This window comes from Arachnia rubra (assembly GCF_019973735.1).
GTDB classification, from domain to species: domain Bacteria; phylum Actinomycetota; class Actinomycetes; order Propionibacteriales; family Propionibacteriaceae; genus Arachnia; species Arachnia rubra.
In genome coordinates, this window is the sequence record NZ_AP024463.1 from 2,545,690 (window position 1) to 2,560,383 (window position 14,694).

The 14,694-nt window shown below is 61.8% G+C and carries 13 protein-coding genes and 1 pseudogene; 5 read left to right on the forward strand and 9 right to left on the reverse strand.

The window, feature by feature from the left end; translation table 11 throughout:
* Nucleotides 1-16: 16 nt before the first annotated feature.
* Complete coding sequence (locus SK1NUM_RS11605) at nucleotides 17-1,804, forward strand: tetratricopeptide repeat protein (protein ID WP_223928001.1); 1,788 nt, start codon at nucleotides 17-19, stop codon at nucleotides 1,802-1,804.
* Nucleotides 1,805-1,816: 12 nt separating this feature from the next.
* Here SK1NUM_RS11605 and SK1NUM_RS11610 read toward each other — a convergent pair whose 3' ends face one another.
* Nucleotides 1,817-2,152, reverse strand: coding sequence for an MGMT family protein (locus SK1NUM_RS11610; RefSeq protein WP_223927547.1), 336 nt, complete (start codon nucleotides 2,150-2,152; stop codon nucleotides 1,817-1,819).
* A 278-nt stretch (nucleotides 2,153-2,430) separates the two neighbouring features.
* On the opposite strand from SK1NUM_RS11610, the gene SK1NUM_RS11615 reads away from it, so the two are divergent.
* Complete coding sequence (locus tag SK1NUM_RS11615; RefSeq protein WP_212322134.1) at nucleotides 2,431-2,862, forward strand: DUF3151 domain-containing protein; 432 nt, start codon at nucleotides 2,431-2,433, stop codon at nucleotides 2,860-2,862.
* Nucleotides 2,863-3,199: 337 nt separating this feature from the next.
* Here the strand turns inward: SK1NUM_RS11615 and SK1NUM_RS11620 are convergent, their stop codons facing one another.
* Nucleotides 3,200-4,237, reverse strand: a complete 1,038-nt coding sequence (locus SK1NUM_RS11620; RefSeq protein ID WP_212322135.1) for a hypothetical protein — start codon at nucleotides 4,235-4,237, stop codon at nucleotides 3,200-3,202.
* Nucleotides 4,238-4,648: 411 nt separating this feature from the next.
* Here SK1NUM_RS11620 and SK1NUM_RS11625 point away from each other — a divergent pair, with 411 nt between their 5' ends.
* Nucleotides 4,649-5,455 carry a carbon-nitrogen hydrolase family protein gene (locus tag SK1NUM_RS11625; RefSeq protein ID WP_212322136.1) on the forward strand — a complete coding sequence of 269 codons (807 nt, stop codon included), beginning with the start codon at nucleotides 4,649-4,651 and terminating at the stop codon, nucleotides 5,453-5,455.
* A 66-nt stretch (nucleotides 5,456-5,521) separates the two neighbouring features.
* Here the strand turns inward: SK1NUM_RS11625 and SK1NUM_RS11630 are convergent, their stop codons facing one another.
* The 4 genes and pseudogenes from SK1NUM_RS11630 to SK1NUM_RS11645 form a co-directional block, all read right to left on the reverse strand.
* Nucleotides 5,522-6,994, reverse strand: coding sequence for a hypothetical protein (locus SK1NUM_RS11630; protein WP_223927549.1), 1,473 nt, complete (start codon nucleotides 6,992-6,994; stop codon nucleotides 5,522-5,524).
* A complete protein-coding gene (locus SK1NUM_RS11635) occupies nucleotides 6,972-7,295 on the reverse strand; it encodes a hypothetical protein (protein WP_212322138.1) in 324 nt (107 codons plus the stop codon). The genes SK1NUM_RS11630 and SK1NUM_RS11635 overlap by 23 nt, the downstream gene beginning before the upstream one ends.
* A gap of 7 nt (nucleotides 7,296-7,302) precedes the next feature.
* Nucleotides 7,303-8,025, reverse strand: coding sequence for an ABC transporter ATP-binding protein (locus SK1NUM_RS11640; RefSeq protein ID WP_212322139.1), 723 nt, complete (start codon nucleotides 8,023-8,025; stop codon nucleotides 7,303-7,305).
* A 237-nt stretch (nucleotides 8,026-8,262) separates the two neighbouring features.
* Nucleotides 8,263-8,514 (reverse strand): annotated as a pseudogene (locus SK1NUM_RS11645) (ATP-binding protein); the annotation flags it as partial.
* Between the two features lie 932 nt (nucleotides 8,515-9,446).
* On the opposite strand from SK1NUM_RS11645, the gene SK1NUM_RS11650 reads away from it, so the two are divergent.
* Nucleotides 9,447-10,037, forward strand: a complete 591-nt coding sequence (locus tag SK1NUM_RS11650; protein ID WP_212322143.1) for a helix-turn-helix domain-containing protein — start codon at nucleotides 9,447-9,449, stop codon at nucleotides 10,035-10,037.
* Entirely contained in the window at nucleotides 10,034-10,495 is a 462-nt protein-coding gene (locus SK1NUM_RS11655; protein WP_212322145.1) for a hypothetical protein, read from the forward strand. Before SK1NUM_RS11650 ends, SK1NUM_RS11655 begins: the two co-directional genes overlap by 4 nt.
* Before the next feature lie 191 nt (nucleotides 10,496-10,686).
* Here SK1NUM_RS11655 and SK1NUM_RS11660 read toward each other — a convergent pair whose 3' ends face one another.
* Genes SK1NUM_RS11660 through SK1NUM_RS11670 form a run of 3 tightly spaced genes read right to left on the reverse strand, consistent with a single transcriptional unit; the run spans nucleotide 10,687 to nucleotide 14,642 of the window.
* Nucleotides 10,687-12,288, reverse strand: a complete 1,602-nt coding sequence (locus tag SK1NUM_RS11660; protein ID WP_212322146.1) for an alcohol dehydrogenase catalytic domain-containing protein — start codon at nucleotides 12,286-12,288, stop codon at nucleotides 10,687-10,689.
* Nucleotides 12,289-12,315: 27 nt separating this feature from the next.
* Nucleotides 12,316-13,323: an SDR family NAD(P)-dependent oxidoreductase gene (locus SK1NUM_RS11665; protein WP_212322147.1), complete on the reverse strand. Its 1,008-nt coding sequence runs from the start codon at nucleotides 13,321-13,323 to the stop codon at nucleotides 12,316-12,318.
* Between the two features lie 17 nt (nucleotides 13,324-13,340).
* Nucleotides 13,341-14,642 (reverse strand): PHP domain-containing protein, encoded by a 1,302-nt coding sequence (locus SK1NUM_RS11670; protein ID WP_212322148.1) that lies wholly within the window; start codon nucleotides 14,640-14,642, stop codon nucleotides 13,341-13,343.
* Between the last annotated feature and the right edge of the window lie 52 nt (nucleotides 14,643-14,694).

A 14,694-nucleotide genomic window follows, 5' to 3' on the forward strand; every position in this document is an offset into this window, starting at 1 on the left:
GAGTGACGTGAATGACATGGACGATCTCAACGAGCTCTTCGAGAAAGACAATCCGGAAACTGCCCTACCTGAGCTGCAGGAGGCGGCACAAAGGGATGACACCGGCGCCATGCTGACCCTGGGCGGGCTGTTCAATGGGCAGGGGAAAAGCCGGTTGGCTGAATACTGGCTCACTCAGGCAGCATACAAGGGGGATGCGAAGTCCATGCGTGATCTTGCTGGTTTCCTCAGAGAGCAGGGAAGGCACCAGGAAGCGGAGCGCTGGTATACGCAGGCCGCGACCACGGGGGACACCAAGGCCATGTTCGTCCTGGGCAACCTGGCCAATGAGCAGGGACGAACTGGCGAGGCAGAAAGATGGCACCTTCAGGCAGCAGAGAATGGGCATGTCCCGTCCATGAACAACCTGGGAAATCTCCTCAATAAAGGAGGGAAACCCCGGGAGGCCGAGCACTGGTATCTTCAGGCCGCGCACGCCGGTGACGTCTTGGCCATGCACAATCTCGCAATGCTGCTGGGCAGCCAGGACAGGCTAGAAGAGGCCGAACACTGGGGGTTCCAGGCTGCGAGCGATGGCCACGTACCGGCCATGCGCACTCTCGCCACCCTGCTCCAATACCAGGACAAACTGAGAGAGGCCGAGCACTGGTACCTTCAAGCCGCCGACAATGGCGACACCTCTGCGATGAACAGGCTCGCCATCGTCCTTGAGAAACAGGACAGGCTCCAGGAGGCCGAGCATTGGTACCTTCAGGCCGCCGACAATGGGAGCACCCCCGCCATGAGCAACCTCGGTCACCTGCTCAAAGACCAGGGCAGGCTTGAGGAGGCTGAACGCTGGTATCTGCGGGCCACGGAAACTCACCACCCAAAGGCCATGCATATCCTGGGGCTCTTTTTCAAGGAGCAGGAAAGAAGCCAGGAGGCTGAGAAGTGGTTCACCCGCGCCGCCGAGGATGGGAACACCGAATCGGCCTATGAACTCGGCATCCTCTACACCAGGCAGGACAACACCCGGGAGGCTGAGCGCTGGTACCGTCAGGCCGCCGGCGAAGGGCATACCTATGCCATGTGCAACCTTGGTTCCCTCCTCGACAAGCAGGGCAACACCGAGGAGGCGGAGGCCTGGTACACCCAGGCAGCGGACAATGGCGACTCCCTCGCCATGAAGAACCTCGGAGTCCTCTTCAAAGAGCAGGGGAACCTCCAGGCCGCCAAGGCATGGTTTAAACGCGCGTTCGACAACGGGAACACCGGATCGGCGTATGAACTCGGAATTTTATATGCCAAACAGGACAAAACCGCTGAGGCCGAACGCTGGTACACCAAGGCGGCGGGCAAAGGGAACAGATCGGCCATGTACAACCTCGCCTGCATCCTTGAGAGACAGGAGAAACTCAAGGAGGCAGAAAACTGGTACCGTCAAGCCGCGGACAATGGCCACAAGTCAGCCATGTACAACTTGGCGATCCTCTTCCAACGGCAGGACAGAATCCAGGACGCCGAAAGCTGGTATCTCCGGGCAGCAGCCAAGGGGCACGTCTACGCCATGTGCAATCTGGGTCTCATGCTCAAGAAACAGGGCAGGTGCGGAGAAGCCGAGCACTGGTACCTCCAGGCCGCGGACAATGGCGACTCCATGGCCATGAACAATCTCGGTTTCCTCTTCAAGGAGCAGGGAGATTTCCGGGCCGCCGAGGCCTGGTTCAAACGCGCGGCCGACAACGGATACCCCAAGGCCGTCGACAACCTCAATGCGCTCCGCACGGAACGGGGCAGTGCTGAGAGCGCCAGGTCCCAGTAGGCGGCCGCCACATCAGGTGAGACGTGCCGTCTCGTAGTCCTCAACCCACCGGGCGAGATCCACGCGGGCCAGGGACATGAGACAGCGGCCGTCGCGCGCTGGTGTCCTCTCCCGGGTCCAATGCCGCGACGCCGCCGTCACCAGGTGCTCCGGCAGCCGGCCCGTCGCGTTGGTCACCCGCCACCACGGAACTGCTGCCCCAGCAGAGCTCATGATCGCCCCCACCCGCCTCGCGGAGGTCCCCACCAGCTCAGCGATATCCCCGTAAGAGACGACACGTCCCGCCGGCACGCACTCGACGGCGCACAGCACCCGTTCGATCGTCAGGTCCACAGCATCATCCCGCACCCCCACAGTCTGCCTCCCACCCAACTGATGGGGACACCACCGGCCGCTCAGACCCAGACGGTAGAAGCGCTCTAGGGCCTAACTCCAGTGGAAAAGAAGTCGAGGGGCTCCTCTCCTGACCCGGCTTTGGACGAACGAGCCAGCCGGGTAGAAACACTTCTCCAGCAGATCCATGAATCAGTCAGCAGCACTGATGGCCCCACTGGCACTGACTTCTTCTATGATCCGGCGACGGGGTTGCCAGTTCGCTCATCGATCGAATAGCTAGGCTGGCTGGCATGACGCAGACCCACCCCAACCTCATCGCCACCGACGTAACAGTGCACCTTCCCGAGGATCCCGCTGCGGCGCTCACACAGCAGAAAGATCTCTTGGAGGTGACCGCCGACTATCCGTCATCGTCGCTGTGCTGGGCGCTGCTGGCTGAGGAAGCCCTGGCCAAGAACGAGCTGGCGGACACCCTGGCCGCCTACGCCTACGCGCGGACCGGCTATCACCGCGGCCTCGACCTGCTGCGCCGCAATGGCTGGAAGGGGTCGGGGCAGGTGCCGTGGGAGCACGAGCCCAACCGCGGTTTCCTGCGCAGCCTGTGGGCGCTGAGCGTCGCCGCGGGACGGATCGGTGAAACCGACGAGCAGGAGCGCTGCGCCCAGTTCCTCCGCGACTCCTCCGAGACCGCCTACCAGCACCTCGCGGGTGAGCAAGGATGAGCGGCTAGGCCTGTTATCCACATGAGAAGATTTAAGCACGGTACTATGAGGCTTATTCATAGCTATAGTTCCCAGCCAAACAGAAAATCTATCCAGAGTAAGTCTGGCCAAAATTTCTAAATAGACTTCGAGGCAACGAGAGTCCCTTCATGGATGGTTTGAAAATAGCAAAATTTCTTCTCAACGCCCGGTCGCCCATGCCAGCGAATAAGCTTCACTGATATTCCCGCTCGAAAACAAGATTCGAGCGGGAATATCAAGCCAGGTAGAGTAACACCATCATCAGGGAATGATCACCGCAGGCAAGAATTTCTTGACCCTATGCGATACCATTTCCTCAGTCTTCCCAATTGCATCCATGATCAGGTAAATCAAATAGCCAATTAGGCTTGCTTGACCGCCCAGCTTCCAGATCCCAGTGGAAACCAGCATGAAACACATCGTACCCGCCTAGCACGTGGCAGTCATACTGCTGCTTCAGGGTATCCGCTGGATCCGGACCGACTAGATAAGTTTTCCATTCATCCCAACCATAGGTACGGATAATGGTATTTCCGAATAAAGTGGAACCGGGGGTAGGGGGAATGCGTCGGAATTCTCCGATGTAGACACTCCTGCCCCAAGGAGTCAGCATAGCCGAGTAAACAGGCTGACCATTGTAATATGGTTTTCGACTGTCAGTGAAATCCTTGAACAGCATGTCATCCCACCATGGGTCAGCGACAATCGGGTATGCGCTTCCCTCACCATGTTCGATGACCTGGGTTACGGCCGTCCCTGAAACTTCATAGTGGGTAGGCACTGAATTGCCATTGGCATCCTTTGCCCATGCTGGCGCCAAGCCACCAAGCATCTTCCCGTCTTGGTCGAGGAACAAGATGGTGCCGCCCTCCTCGCGTACCTCAGCAGTTCCAGGGACTGAGAACGTGTATGGGTAGGCGGTGGGTGCGCTGGGAGACTCGATCACGGTGTTGATCTGCATACTTCCATCGCCGCGAGGCACAGGCACTGTCTTTGAACCGTTCTGGTTGTCATAGACGACTCGATCAGCCACAACTTGGGCGGATGCGGCGGTTTCTGCGAACGGCAGGCTGACTGAAATGTCAGATCGGTCTTTGGAATCGACTTCAATGGTCTTTGCCGCATCTTTGGGTAGCGTTATCTGACTATCACCAACATTCAAAGGACTCTGACCAGTGATGTTCTCTTCTGACACTTTGACTGCGTCTTCCGCCAGAGAGGGATCTGCTTTCGTGACAGACGATACAGCCTCATCTGAGGAGGACCCATTATCCGCAAAGGCGGAATTAGCCGTCGCCAAGCACATTGCGACCACAGCACTGGTCGCTACAAATATCAGTTTTCTTCTACTCATGTGAGCACCTCCATTACTCAGGAATGCCCCCAGAAGAGCAAGTTACAATTCGCAAAAACCATAAGCCTTAAAATCGAACCGTAGATTTGTTATTCCGGTTTGGGATTAAAACAGCTTAAGCGCAGAGGAAATCTAGACACCTCTCGCTACTCTACCGAGGGCTGGTCTTGTCTTTTTTGCACACTAGATTTTTTGCGGATGTTGCAACCGCCAGACGACGCTTCGATCTTCAATCAAGCTCGTCTTTGATCTTCTAGTTGCAGACTAGGTTCCCAATGATCGGATGTCAAGGGTCAAATTGACCTTTGACATCTTTTCGACAGCACATTTTGATTGATCGATGAACAATACCCAGTTGACTAGGAGAGCCGCAGGTTGCATCACCCACCGCGCCGGAGTCAAGGTTAGTGTATGCGCATTGCCCTGGCTCAGATCCGGTCCACCACCAGCCCGCGGGTCAACCTGGCGCTGGTCACTGACGCAGCCCGGCAGGCGGTCCAGGCCGGGGCGGATGCGGTGGTGTTCCCGGAGGCCACCATGTGCTCATTCCTGCGACCTCCCGCGCAGATCGCCGAGCCGTTCGACGGCCCGTGGGCCTCGGCTGTGCGGGAGCTGGCCCGCGAACTTGGGATCACCGTCGTCGCGGGAATGTTCACCACGGCTCCCGGTGGGCTGGTGCACAACACCCTGCTGGCGACGGGCGGAACCGAGGCCCGGTACGACAAGATCCACCTGTTCGACGCCCTCGGGAACCGGGAGTCCGAGCACGTGGCCCCCGGTCATCAGCTGGTCTCGGTGCCGCTGGCTGGCCAACAACTCGGGTTGGCGGTCTGCTACGACATCCGCTTCCCGCAGCAGTTCATCGACCTGGCGCTGGGCGGCGCGAAGGCGATGGTGGTGTGCGCGTCCTGGGCACCCGGCCCGGGCAAGCTCGCCCAGTGGCGCACCTTGGTGGCTGCCCGGGCGATGGACTCGACGTCCTTCGTGATCGCAGTCGACCAGGCGACGTCAGGCGATATCAACGCCTCCGGGCCGCCGACGGGAGTGGGTCATTCGATGGTGGCCGGGCCGGCAGGAGAGGTGCTCTTGGAGCTGGGGTCAGAGCCGGAGCTGTTCATCGTCGACCTGGACCTGCGTCAGGTCGACGCCACCCGCGAGGCCCTCCCCGTACTCAGAGGACACAAGCAGGCATCCCAAGACCTACACTCCGGTAGGTAGCAAGAAATGGTCGGCAGACCAGCCAAATATTGCCACCTACCAGACCGTAGGTTCCGTTCGCCTTCGTCATCCAGCGTGAGTGAGTGCCCGTTGGTCATCAGCCTCGGTTGCGAGGATGATTGCTACAGCTCCCACGACTGCGATTGCTCCCGCGAGCGGTTCGGGTATGCGACCGATGGTGATCGTCAGCCACCAATAACTGATGCCGAGCACCGCCGCGAGGGTTCCCGAGCCTGCCATCGCGAAGACATCCTCACGGCGATAGGGAACCGCCTTACCCGCCAACAGGCCAGCCCCCATGCTGACCAGCCCCATGCCCAGATAGATAGGCAGTTCGGGGATCAGTAGCTCCCGGGTCTCGGAATCGGCCAGCACGTAGTACGCCGCGAAACCGCTAGCTGCTATGAGGATGGCTGTGCCCTCATGGCCAAGGAACCATTGGGCTGCGGTGCTGCGAGAGGATGCAGGAGAAGCCAGGACACGCCAGCGCAGCGTCAAATACTCGCCATAGGTGATGATGCCGCCTGCGGCGCATAACAACAGCGCACAGCTGACAACTACCTGCCCGGTGATCTGGATCGACGTTACCCGCTCCATGAACGCCGCCAGTCCGATAATGGCCATCAACGACACCAGGCCCATCACGTTGCTCGGCTCACGAAAGAAGGTGAGGGCGCCGGACTTGACGATGTTCCCGTCCCGGATCACACAACGGGGACGCCGCCCGTGTGCACGCATTACGTCCCGGCTCGTCAGTGCGTCAGCCACCAGCCACAGGCCGAGCGCCATCGTCATGATCACCACAGCGATCACACAACTGTGGCCTGTGGACCATCTCAGGACAAGTTCCCCTGAGGCCACCAGCGCACTGTTCAGCCCATCGGCCTGCATGCTGGAGGCCGTCAAACCTAGGAAAGCGCACAACACAATGAGGGTCACGATGGCAGCACCACCACGCGATGCTGTGTTGTCATGTGTCACTGCGGTACCGATCCACTCGATGACCGAGGCAAAAGCGGCGATGGCGACATTGACGGCGACTGCCCAGGCCAGCGCCTCGACGGCGGATACCTCATCGGAGGCGGCAGCCATCGCGAACAGGCCTATCGAACCAACACCAGCACACACCACGGTGGTTGTCACCGCGTCAGGAATGATCTGGACAACAGCCCGGGTGATGCGGCCGAGGGGAGCCGTGGCCAGCAGCATGCGCAGGTCCTTCGACACGAAGTCGAAAGCAAGCATCATCACCCTGATCAGTGAGCAGATCAGCGCATAGCTCAGCGATACGCCGACGATCATGAGAGCAGCGATCCGCTCATTCGCGTTGATTATCCCGCGAAGCGTGGGGGCAAAGACGGGCCAGATGCCCCACCAGAACGCAGGAGCCGCCAATCCCAGCACAACAACCAGCAGAATGGATGCCACAGTGCCGATACTTGAACGCAACCGACGCCACCACAGTCGCGCACTTGCCCCGAGGACTCCGCCGACGATCCGGAAAGGCTGCCCGGCCTCAGGCCTCGTGGGAATGGTCATGCCTCTTCCTCGCCTGCTTCACAGCCAACACAGCACCGACGATGGCACCCACGGCTAGGCAGACACCGGTGGTCACAAGTGCGGGCCGGATGTCCACGGTGAACTGGAAGCCGCCTCCCTCTGTGATGTGCATATCAAGCCCGAAAATGCTAAGTGATTGCCCCATAACTAGGCCGGTTACGAAAACGATGATCGCCAGCAACAGCGAAAAGAAGAGCCCTACGAATAAGCCTGACAGGGCTCCGCTAAAGCCACCTCTGATACCGGCCTTGACAGGATTAGGATATGAGACGCCGGTCATTATTTCTCTACTTCTTTCTCGTCGAGATATTTCTGAATGCAGTCCTGACATCAGCTGCGGACCCGAAATCTAAAATTTCCTCGACACTTCCGGTAAAAATCACGCGGCCGTGGTCAATCATGACGATTTCATTGGCCAATCGCGCCACTAATTCAAGATCATGGGAGGACAGCAGATTCGATGCCCCTTCTTCCTGGCGCTGCCGTAGGATGCCAGAGATTTCATCGACCATCCATGGATCCATACCACTAAATGGCTCATCCAAGATCAACACATCCGGCCTCACGACGATGGCCGCGATGAAATCGACCTTCCTGGCCATTCCATGAGAGAAGCTCCCCACCAGCTGGTCCAAGCGGTCAGACATCTCAAGACGATCGGCCAGTTGATTGACGACGGCCTCATCCTGACGCCGCCCGTAGAGGCGGGTATTCAACGAGATCAACTCACGTCCCGTCAAATGATCGGGCCGCGGCAAATCATCGGGCATGAATGCGAGACGACGCTTTGCCTGAGCCTGTCGCGTCGGGATACCGTCTAATGTGATGTCCCCTGCGTCAAGCCGAGTCAGCCCCACAATCGCGTGAAGCACAGTGGTCTTGCCGGCGCCATTGACGCCGACAAGACCGACCGTAGTTCCCGGTTTGACCTGAAAAGAGACATCCTCAACCGCCAGCTGCTTGCCATATGACTTGAAGCAGCCGCAGCACACGAGTCCTTCCAGGGTCATACCAGAAGCACCCCGCGCACTAGGTGTAAGGATCCTTCCGACGCACAGCCCCGAAGCTCACGCCCTTTGATGAGCACCAGATGATGCTACCAAGAAGAATCGCAGTAGCTCACGGTTCTCAGAAAAAACAACCAGGTTACGGTCCAGTAGGTAGCAATATTTGGTCGGCAGACCAACCACGTGTTACTACCTACCGGACCGTAGGTTCTGTCGCGGGATGTGTCAGGTAAGGATCTGCTAGGCGTCGTGGGTCCAGAGCGACGACACAGGCGGTGTCTCCAAACGATCACCGACCGGCCGTCCCTCCCCCGCTGTGAGCACAATCCCAGCGACAAACGCGTCGCCTAGCCTGTCTCGCAGTGCTTTGAGATGCTTGAAATGATGACCAGCTGGAGCGACGGCCGACTTCACCTCCACCGCGATCACACCTTTGGGGGTTTCGATCACAAGATCTACCCCAGAGCCGTTTCGGTCACGGTAGTGGAAGACCTCGTAGCGCATCGCGGACAACAACCCCTCAGCAGTAGGCCAAGACGACGGGCGAGGGGTTGGGAGCTCCTCCACCCAGGTCCTAAAGTTCTTTTACAACGGCTGCGCGAAACCAGACCAGCAGTTCGCCGCCCCCAGATCAGCAAAACGCTGGGCGGTAGCCAGCAAAACGCTGAACGTAAATCAGCGATTTGCTTACCTCTCAGGGTTGGATTCCTGCCGTTTCCAGGCCCCGCAATGCGAGCCGGATCACCCGCTTCCAACCCGGGAAAGCGAGGGGACCGCCACCCAGACGCTGCTGAGCCCTGAGACCGTTGCTCTGCTGCTGAGCTACACGCCGTGGCATCGACGGCGCCGGTGGAGCAGAGCAGACCGAAGCGAGCGGTGACGGCAGGGGTCAACCACCCAGTACAGTTCCGCTTAAGACAAAAAGCCTGAACCATCCCCGGCATAGCGGCCTCGTCGGTGGTTCACCCTTAGATGAGGTGAGGTGCATGCCGTTCAAAGCTCCAGGCATGAGCGCCAGGGATATCCGGTCCACGTGGAAGGGGCATCCCGACCTCACCAAGGCTGTGCTCAAAGCCAACGAGCAAGGTTGGAGGATCGTCAAGGAGGGGAAGCACTATCGCGCATTCTGCCCCTGCGAAAACGGGGCGGACTTCACCATCCCGGGAACGCCACGCTCAGACTCAAACGCAGCTAGACGCGTGCGAGCCGATGCCTCGAAGTGTCCCGCCCAGCACGATTTGCTCAAGGCCCGCTCCCCTCGCCCAGAACGCCCCTCGCCCGCCGTGCCCGACTCATGACCCCCTGGAGACTGTTGTCGATTGACAACAACACCGGATGTGATGCAGCATGGGCGCAGGATGCGCCATGTAACCGACCTCACTCCTGCAACCCGCCAGCAGAACGCCTCAAAGAGGAGTCTGACCATGAATCTGTATGAGATGACTTTCCACGCGGAGCATGTTGACGACAGCATCGTCGACAAGCTCATCGATGAATTCGACGGGACTGTCGGGACCGATCACACTGGCCACGAGTTCGTCACGGTCCTGGGCGAGGGTTCCGACTTCGACGCTGCTGCGCGCGCGACCATCACCGAGTTGCAATCGCTTGGGCTGTGTATCCTCCGCCTCGTCCCAGACCTCGCCACCCGCCCCGAGATCGCAGCCCGCCTGGGTGTTACCCGCCAGGCGGTGCAGAATTGGACCTCCGGCAAACGCCAGAGCGACTTCCCGCTGGCGATCAACCCCGTTGGCGGCGGCGTTTGGTCCTGGCACGACGTCTGGGAGTGGGCCCTCACCCACGGATACGCAACCAGTGACGACGTGAGCCACCCCAGCCAGGCCGAGGTGGACATCATCAACGCGTGGCTCGGGTCCCGTATGACTGTGTCATGGACCTGCGGTCCGCAGAGAGCCGAGAAGACGGTTACCGTCCTGTCTTCACCGCTCGTTCAGCCACTGCGTCCGGGTGAATACAAGACCAGGTATCAGACCTCCAAGAAGGTCGCAGCATGAGCACTAACCCGCTCCATGCACTCGTTGCAGCCGTCCAACTAGTAGATATTCGTACAGCCTCAATAGAAGGTACGGTCGATCTTAGGGCGGGCGTCAAGGAGACAGGGACGGATGAGGTCTCCACCCCAGTGGAGATCAAGAGCGCTGTGGCAGTCAGCGACGACGCCAATAGACTGCTGGCTTCCCTCTCAGCGACGATAGACCGTCTAGCAACCCCTTCATCTCCGGCGGTTCACATGCATGTAGAGATTGCTGCGCTCTATGAGCTGACCGGTTGGCGTAGCGAAGAACTGGACGAGAACCTACTCAGCGGCTTCACCTATAAGGTTGCGGCGTACCAGATGCTGCCGTTCCTCCGAGAAGCATTCTTCGGCCTTGCAGCGCGGCTTAGAGTCCAAGCACCTATTCTTCCCCTGATGCCCCAGGATCTCGGACCAGCAGAATTCACGGAAGACTAGAAGACTGCGTCGATCGGCGGGGCGTGCAGGGGTGCCGTCAAAACTGATGGCACCCCTGCACTTCGCACAAACAGTCTGCCACGTCCCAGAGTGGCGCCCTTGCTGCTTTCGGACCCCACAACACGAGTCGGATCGCCCACTCCAACACCAGAAAAGTGAAGGGCCGCCACCCAACGGTGACGGCCCTTGGCTCACTTGCCGGCCAGGAGTGCCTCCTCGGCTTCCTTGGTCCACAGGCCGCCTTTCAGCTTGACCGCGACGTGCGGGAGTTTCTCCGGCAGGTCAGCGAGCCGCACCAGGCCAAGGTCATGCAGCGACGGGAAGACCATGATCTTGCCGCCTGAGGTGCGGTTGATCACCGAGTCGATGGCGTCGGCGAAGCCCGCCATGCCGGTGACGGCGTCGAGGGAGATGGTGGTGTCGATGACGCCCGCCTCGATCTTCCTCAGCACCGTGCGCATATCAGAGACATCCGATCCGGAGGTGCCCAGCATGAAGATGCGCCGCTCGATGATGCCCTGCAGGTCGAACTCACCGAAGGTGCCCGCCGGAATCCCCGCGAATGCGTTGACGATGGCCCCCTCGGCGGCCAGGTCGACAGCCTGCGCCACCAGGGCCGGGACCGGGACCATGCAGCTCAGGTGCGTGTAGCCAGGCTCCAGCGGGGTGGTGCCGGTGTTGACGATCGTCAGCTCCACGCCCCTGGCCTCGGCGACCGGGGCGACGACATCACGCAGATGCGCCAGGCGGTCGTCACTGAGGTCGGTCCCGGCGACCGTGATGCCCGACACCCCCGAGGTGACGGCCCGCATGGTGTGCATCTGCCCCATCGGACCGGCCGCGCCGATGATCGCCACCTTGTCGCCGTCGCGCAGCTCGCCGTTGGCAGGAATCCAGGCGTAGCCCTCGGCAGGATCACTGCCGGTGGTGCCGCAGAACCGGATGAAGTCGTAGTGGACCCGTCCGATATCCAAGCTGACCTTGCGTCCGATCCGCTCGCCGGAGAGCACCACGCACAGCACCCCGCGGGTGCCGAGCAACCCCGCGAGGGCCTCGATCACGCCGGCGTCGGAACCGAAGTAGACGATGTCGTCGAAGACCTGACCCGCCAGGCCTGCGACCTCCCCGGCCGTGACCCGGACGATCTCGCCGGGCTGGTGCTCAGCGGTCAGAGCCGCGAGGTCGCCGTCGCCGGCCACCAGCAGCCGGCCGCCGTCGGCGATGTGGTCGCGCTCGACCCAGGCGTAGGAGCCTTCGACGGTGGCCCACGGCTCGATCAGCCCGACGGCCGCAGCCGACGGCCCGTCGGTGACATGGATCAGGAACTCCTCGCCCGACGGCGAGACCGCGCAGCGCTCGTCGATCACGACGTACTCCTGCAGCGCCCCCTCGAAGTTGTAGCCGAACGCGCCGTTCGACTTCGGGGTGCGCAGATGCTTCCAGTCGGCCTGCACCAAAACGCGGTCTCCCACCGCGAAGTGGGTGACCTTCTCCCCTGCCTTGACGATGCGTCCCACCGGCTCGTGGCCTGGCACCGTCGGCTGCGCACCAGGCCGGTAGTCCGGGATCTCGGCGAGGGCCTCGGGCGCGATCCCCGCGATCACCTCGGCCTTGCGCGGGTGGGCGTCGAAGGCGTGCAGCAGCTTGGTGTCGCTGAAACAGATGCCGCAGGCCTCCACCTTCAGCAGCATCTGATGGGGACCCACCTCGTCGACAGGTTTGGCGGGGTTGAGCACGAACTCGTCAGCCCCGACGATCTGGATGGCGTGCTGAGTGGCGGGAATCTCGCCCATGTTCTCCTCCTTGAAGTTTCTGACCGGTCAGGCATTCAGCATGACCTGGCCGCCGGTGACGGGAACGGCCTGGCCGGTCTCGTAGGCCTGTTCGACGATGTAGTAGATGGCGCGCAGCACGTCGATGCCGGTGGTGCCGCGACGCATCGGGACCTTGGCCTCGTAGAACGCCTTGACGTCCTCGACGGTCTTCGCGCCGGGCACCTTGCCGGAGTTGAGGTATTGCACGAACAGTCCCTTGTCGGGATCGGACCACAGCGGGCCGTCGTAGAAGTTGCCGGGGCACACGGCGTTGACCTTGATGCCGTGCTCCACCAGCTCCAGTGCGAACGACTGCACCAGCCCGATGCCGCCGAACTTGCTGCCGGCGTAGGCGCCGTTCTTGTTGGACCCGACCAGGCCGGATTTGGAGTTGATCTGGATGATGTCGGTGAGCCAGCCGGGCGCGGTCTCACGCTGGCGGGCTAGCAGGCCACCCAGGTGTTTGGTGACCAGGAAGAACGCGACGTAGTTGATGTCGGTCGAGAGCTTGAACGCGGCCAGGTCCTGCTCCAGGACGGAACCGGCTCGCACGATTCCCGCATTGGAGATCACCAGGTCCAGGCCGCCGGTGGTGCGCTCCACCTCCGCGGTCATGGCGGCGACGGAGTCCTCATCGCCGACGTTGACGGTGATGGGGTGGGTGCGATCGCGCCCCAGTTCGGCGCACTTGGCTGCGGCGCCGTCGCCGTTGAGATCGGCGATGTAGACGAAACAGCCCTGCTCCACCAGGCCCTTGGCGATCTCCGCGCCAAAGCCCTGGGCGCCACCCGTGACGAGGGCGACGCGGCCGCTGATCTCGCGTTCCCCGCGCGCGGGGGCGGACACCTCGTAGGTCTCCTCCCCCATCCTCACGACCACCGGCAGGGTGACGTCGGCGGGGACGGGGGTGGTCTTATCGAGGACGATGGCGGGATCAGCGTCGCTGGGACGCACCAGGACGGGGCGCCGCAGCGCGGTGAGGAACAGGCCTCGGACCGTGGGTGCATTACTCATGATCAGTCACTTTCTGTTCAGGCCTTGGGTGCAGTGGCGGCGAGTTCCGTGGCATCGGCTCCGTCGGCATAGGCCCGGCCGAGCGGCGCGAAATCGTGGATGCGGGCGGCGAGCTGCTCAGGGGTGGGCCGGCCCTCGCCGAGCAGGTGCAGTGACGGGTCGACGGAGCTGAGGGCCTCGTGGGCGACGAGTGCCCAGGTGGCCTCGTTGAGTCCGGCGAACTCGGGACGGCGCAGCTCGGGGCAGGTGAATGACTGGCGGGGCTGGTTGATGTCGACCCCGGAGATCTCCAGCATCCCGTGCCTGGCGGCCAGCTCGTGGACGCGTCGCAGCTGCTCAGGTGTGTTGCGGGGCGGCATGTACGTGACGGCCCGCAATCCTCGTTCGGCCATGGCGTCGAACAGCTCATCCAGGAACTCGTCCTCGAATTTCTCGGCCTTCTTGTCGCCCGTCGGTGAGGCCGACACGTCACCCAGGTAGGCGTAGGTGGCGATGGCCCCGACGGAGTCGGCGAAGGCGACGACCTCCTCGGCGGTCGGGCATTCGGTGGTGGGCTGGATGTAGATCCGCTCCAGATATTCAGACTTCAGCACACCCAGCAGGTCGTACATCAGGTGCGGGTTGTCCTCATCGGCCAGCACCGCTTCCAGGGCGGGCGGGATGGCAACACCCATCCCTCTCAGGCCTGTGACCAGCGCCTGGCCGCGGCCGAAGCCCGCGATCTGTGCGTCGGCCATCGCCGCCAGCAGGTGGCGCTCTGTGATGCCGCCGCCGGTCGCGTACTGGCTGCGCGCCACCATGCCGGACTCGGGGTCGAACGGGGCCAGGCCCAGTCCGGTGAGGATGTCGTTGGCGGACTGCGCCATCGCCAGGGTGCGCTGCAGCCGGGCCTCGCGTTTCGGGGCGAGCCACTCGGCGGTGCGCTGCCGGGCGGGGGCGGGCACGCCCTGCACGGTCATGTAGGCGATGCCTGCCGAGTCGGGGTTGTTGAGCTTCCGCGTCGCGAACGGACCGCCGGGGTCGAAGAAGGCCCGGCATTCGAAACCGGTCACGCTGCCCATTCCGAGGATGCGGGTGGCCTCGCTCATCTCGGCGGCCGCGGCGATGGAGTCGTGGTCGACGGACCCGACTACCCGCAGCCCCGCGCGCCGGGCGCCCAGCGCAGCCCCGGACGGGGTGTAGGGGCTGAAGGAGTAGCAGGTGTGGATGTGGTTGTTGGACTCCGCCACCCACTGCGGGAAGGTCTCCCCGGCCGCGACGGCGCGCAGCGCGGCGAGACGTTCAGCCGGGGTAATCCCCGGGTTGTTTGTCTGGTTCATGTGGTTCCTTAGATCACTGCGTCAGGTCACTGCGTCCCCTGCCCACCGCGCC

Bases quoted from the DNA above. Each gene is read 5' to 3' on its own strand.
- SK1NUM_RS11605 (WP_223928001.1), top strand. From the start codon at position 17: ATGGACGATCTCAACGAGCTCTTCGAGAAAGACAATCCGGAAACTGCC.
- SK1NUM_RS11650 (WP_212322143.1), top strand. From the start codon at position 9,447: ATGAATCTGTATGAGATGACTTTCCACGCGGAGCATGTTGACGACAGC.
- SK1NUM_RS11625 (WP_212322136.1), top strand. From the start codon at position 4,649: ATGCGCATTGCCCTGGCTCAGATCCGGTCCACCACCAGCCCGCGGGTC.
- SK1NUM_RS11620 (WP_212322135.1), bottom strand. From the start codon at position 4,237: ATGAGTAGAAGAAAACTGATATTTGTAGCGACCAGTGCTGTGGTCGCA.
- SK1NUM_RS11635 (WP_212322138.1), bottom strand. From the start codon at position 7,295: ATGACCGGCGTCTCATATCCTAATCCTGTCAAGGCCGGTATCAGAGGT.
- SK1NUM_RS11665 (WP_212322147.1), bottom strand. From the start codon at position 13,323: ATGAGTAATGCACCCACGGTCCGAGGCCTGTTCCTCACCGCGCTGCGG.
- SK1NUM_RS11670 (WP_212322148.1), bottom strand. From the start codon at position 14,642: ATGAACCAGACAAACAACCCGGGGATTACCCCGGCTGAACGTCTCGCC.
- SK1NUM_RS11640 (WP_212322139.1), bottom strand. From the start codon at position 8,025: ATGACCCTGGAAGGACTCGTGTGCTGCGGCTGCTTCAAGTCATATGGC.
- SK1NUM_RS11615 (WP_212322134.1), top strand. From the start codon at position 2,431: ATGACGCAGACCCACCCCAACCTCATCGCCACCGACGTAACAGTGCAC.
- SK1NUM_RS11630 (WP_223927549.1), bottom strand. From the start codon at position 6,994: ATGACCATTCCCACGAGGCCTGAGGCCGGGCAGCCTTTCCGGATCGTC.
- SK1NUM_RS11655 (WP_212322145.1), top strand. From the start codon at position 10,034: ATGAGCACTAACCCGCTCCATGCACTCGTTGCAGCCGTCCAACTAGTA.
- SK1NUM_RS11660 (WP_212322146.1), bottom strand. From the start codon at position 12,288: ATGGGCGAGATTCCCGCCACTCAGCACGCCATCCAGATCGTCGGGGCT.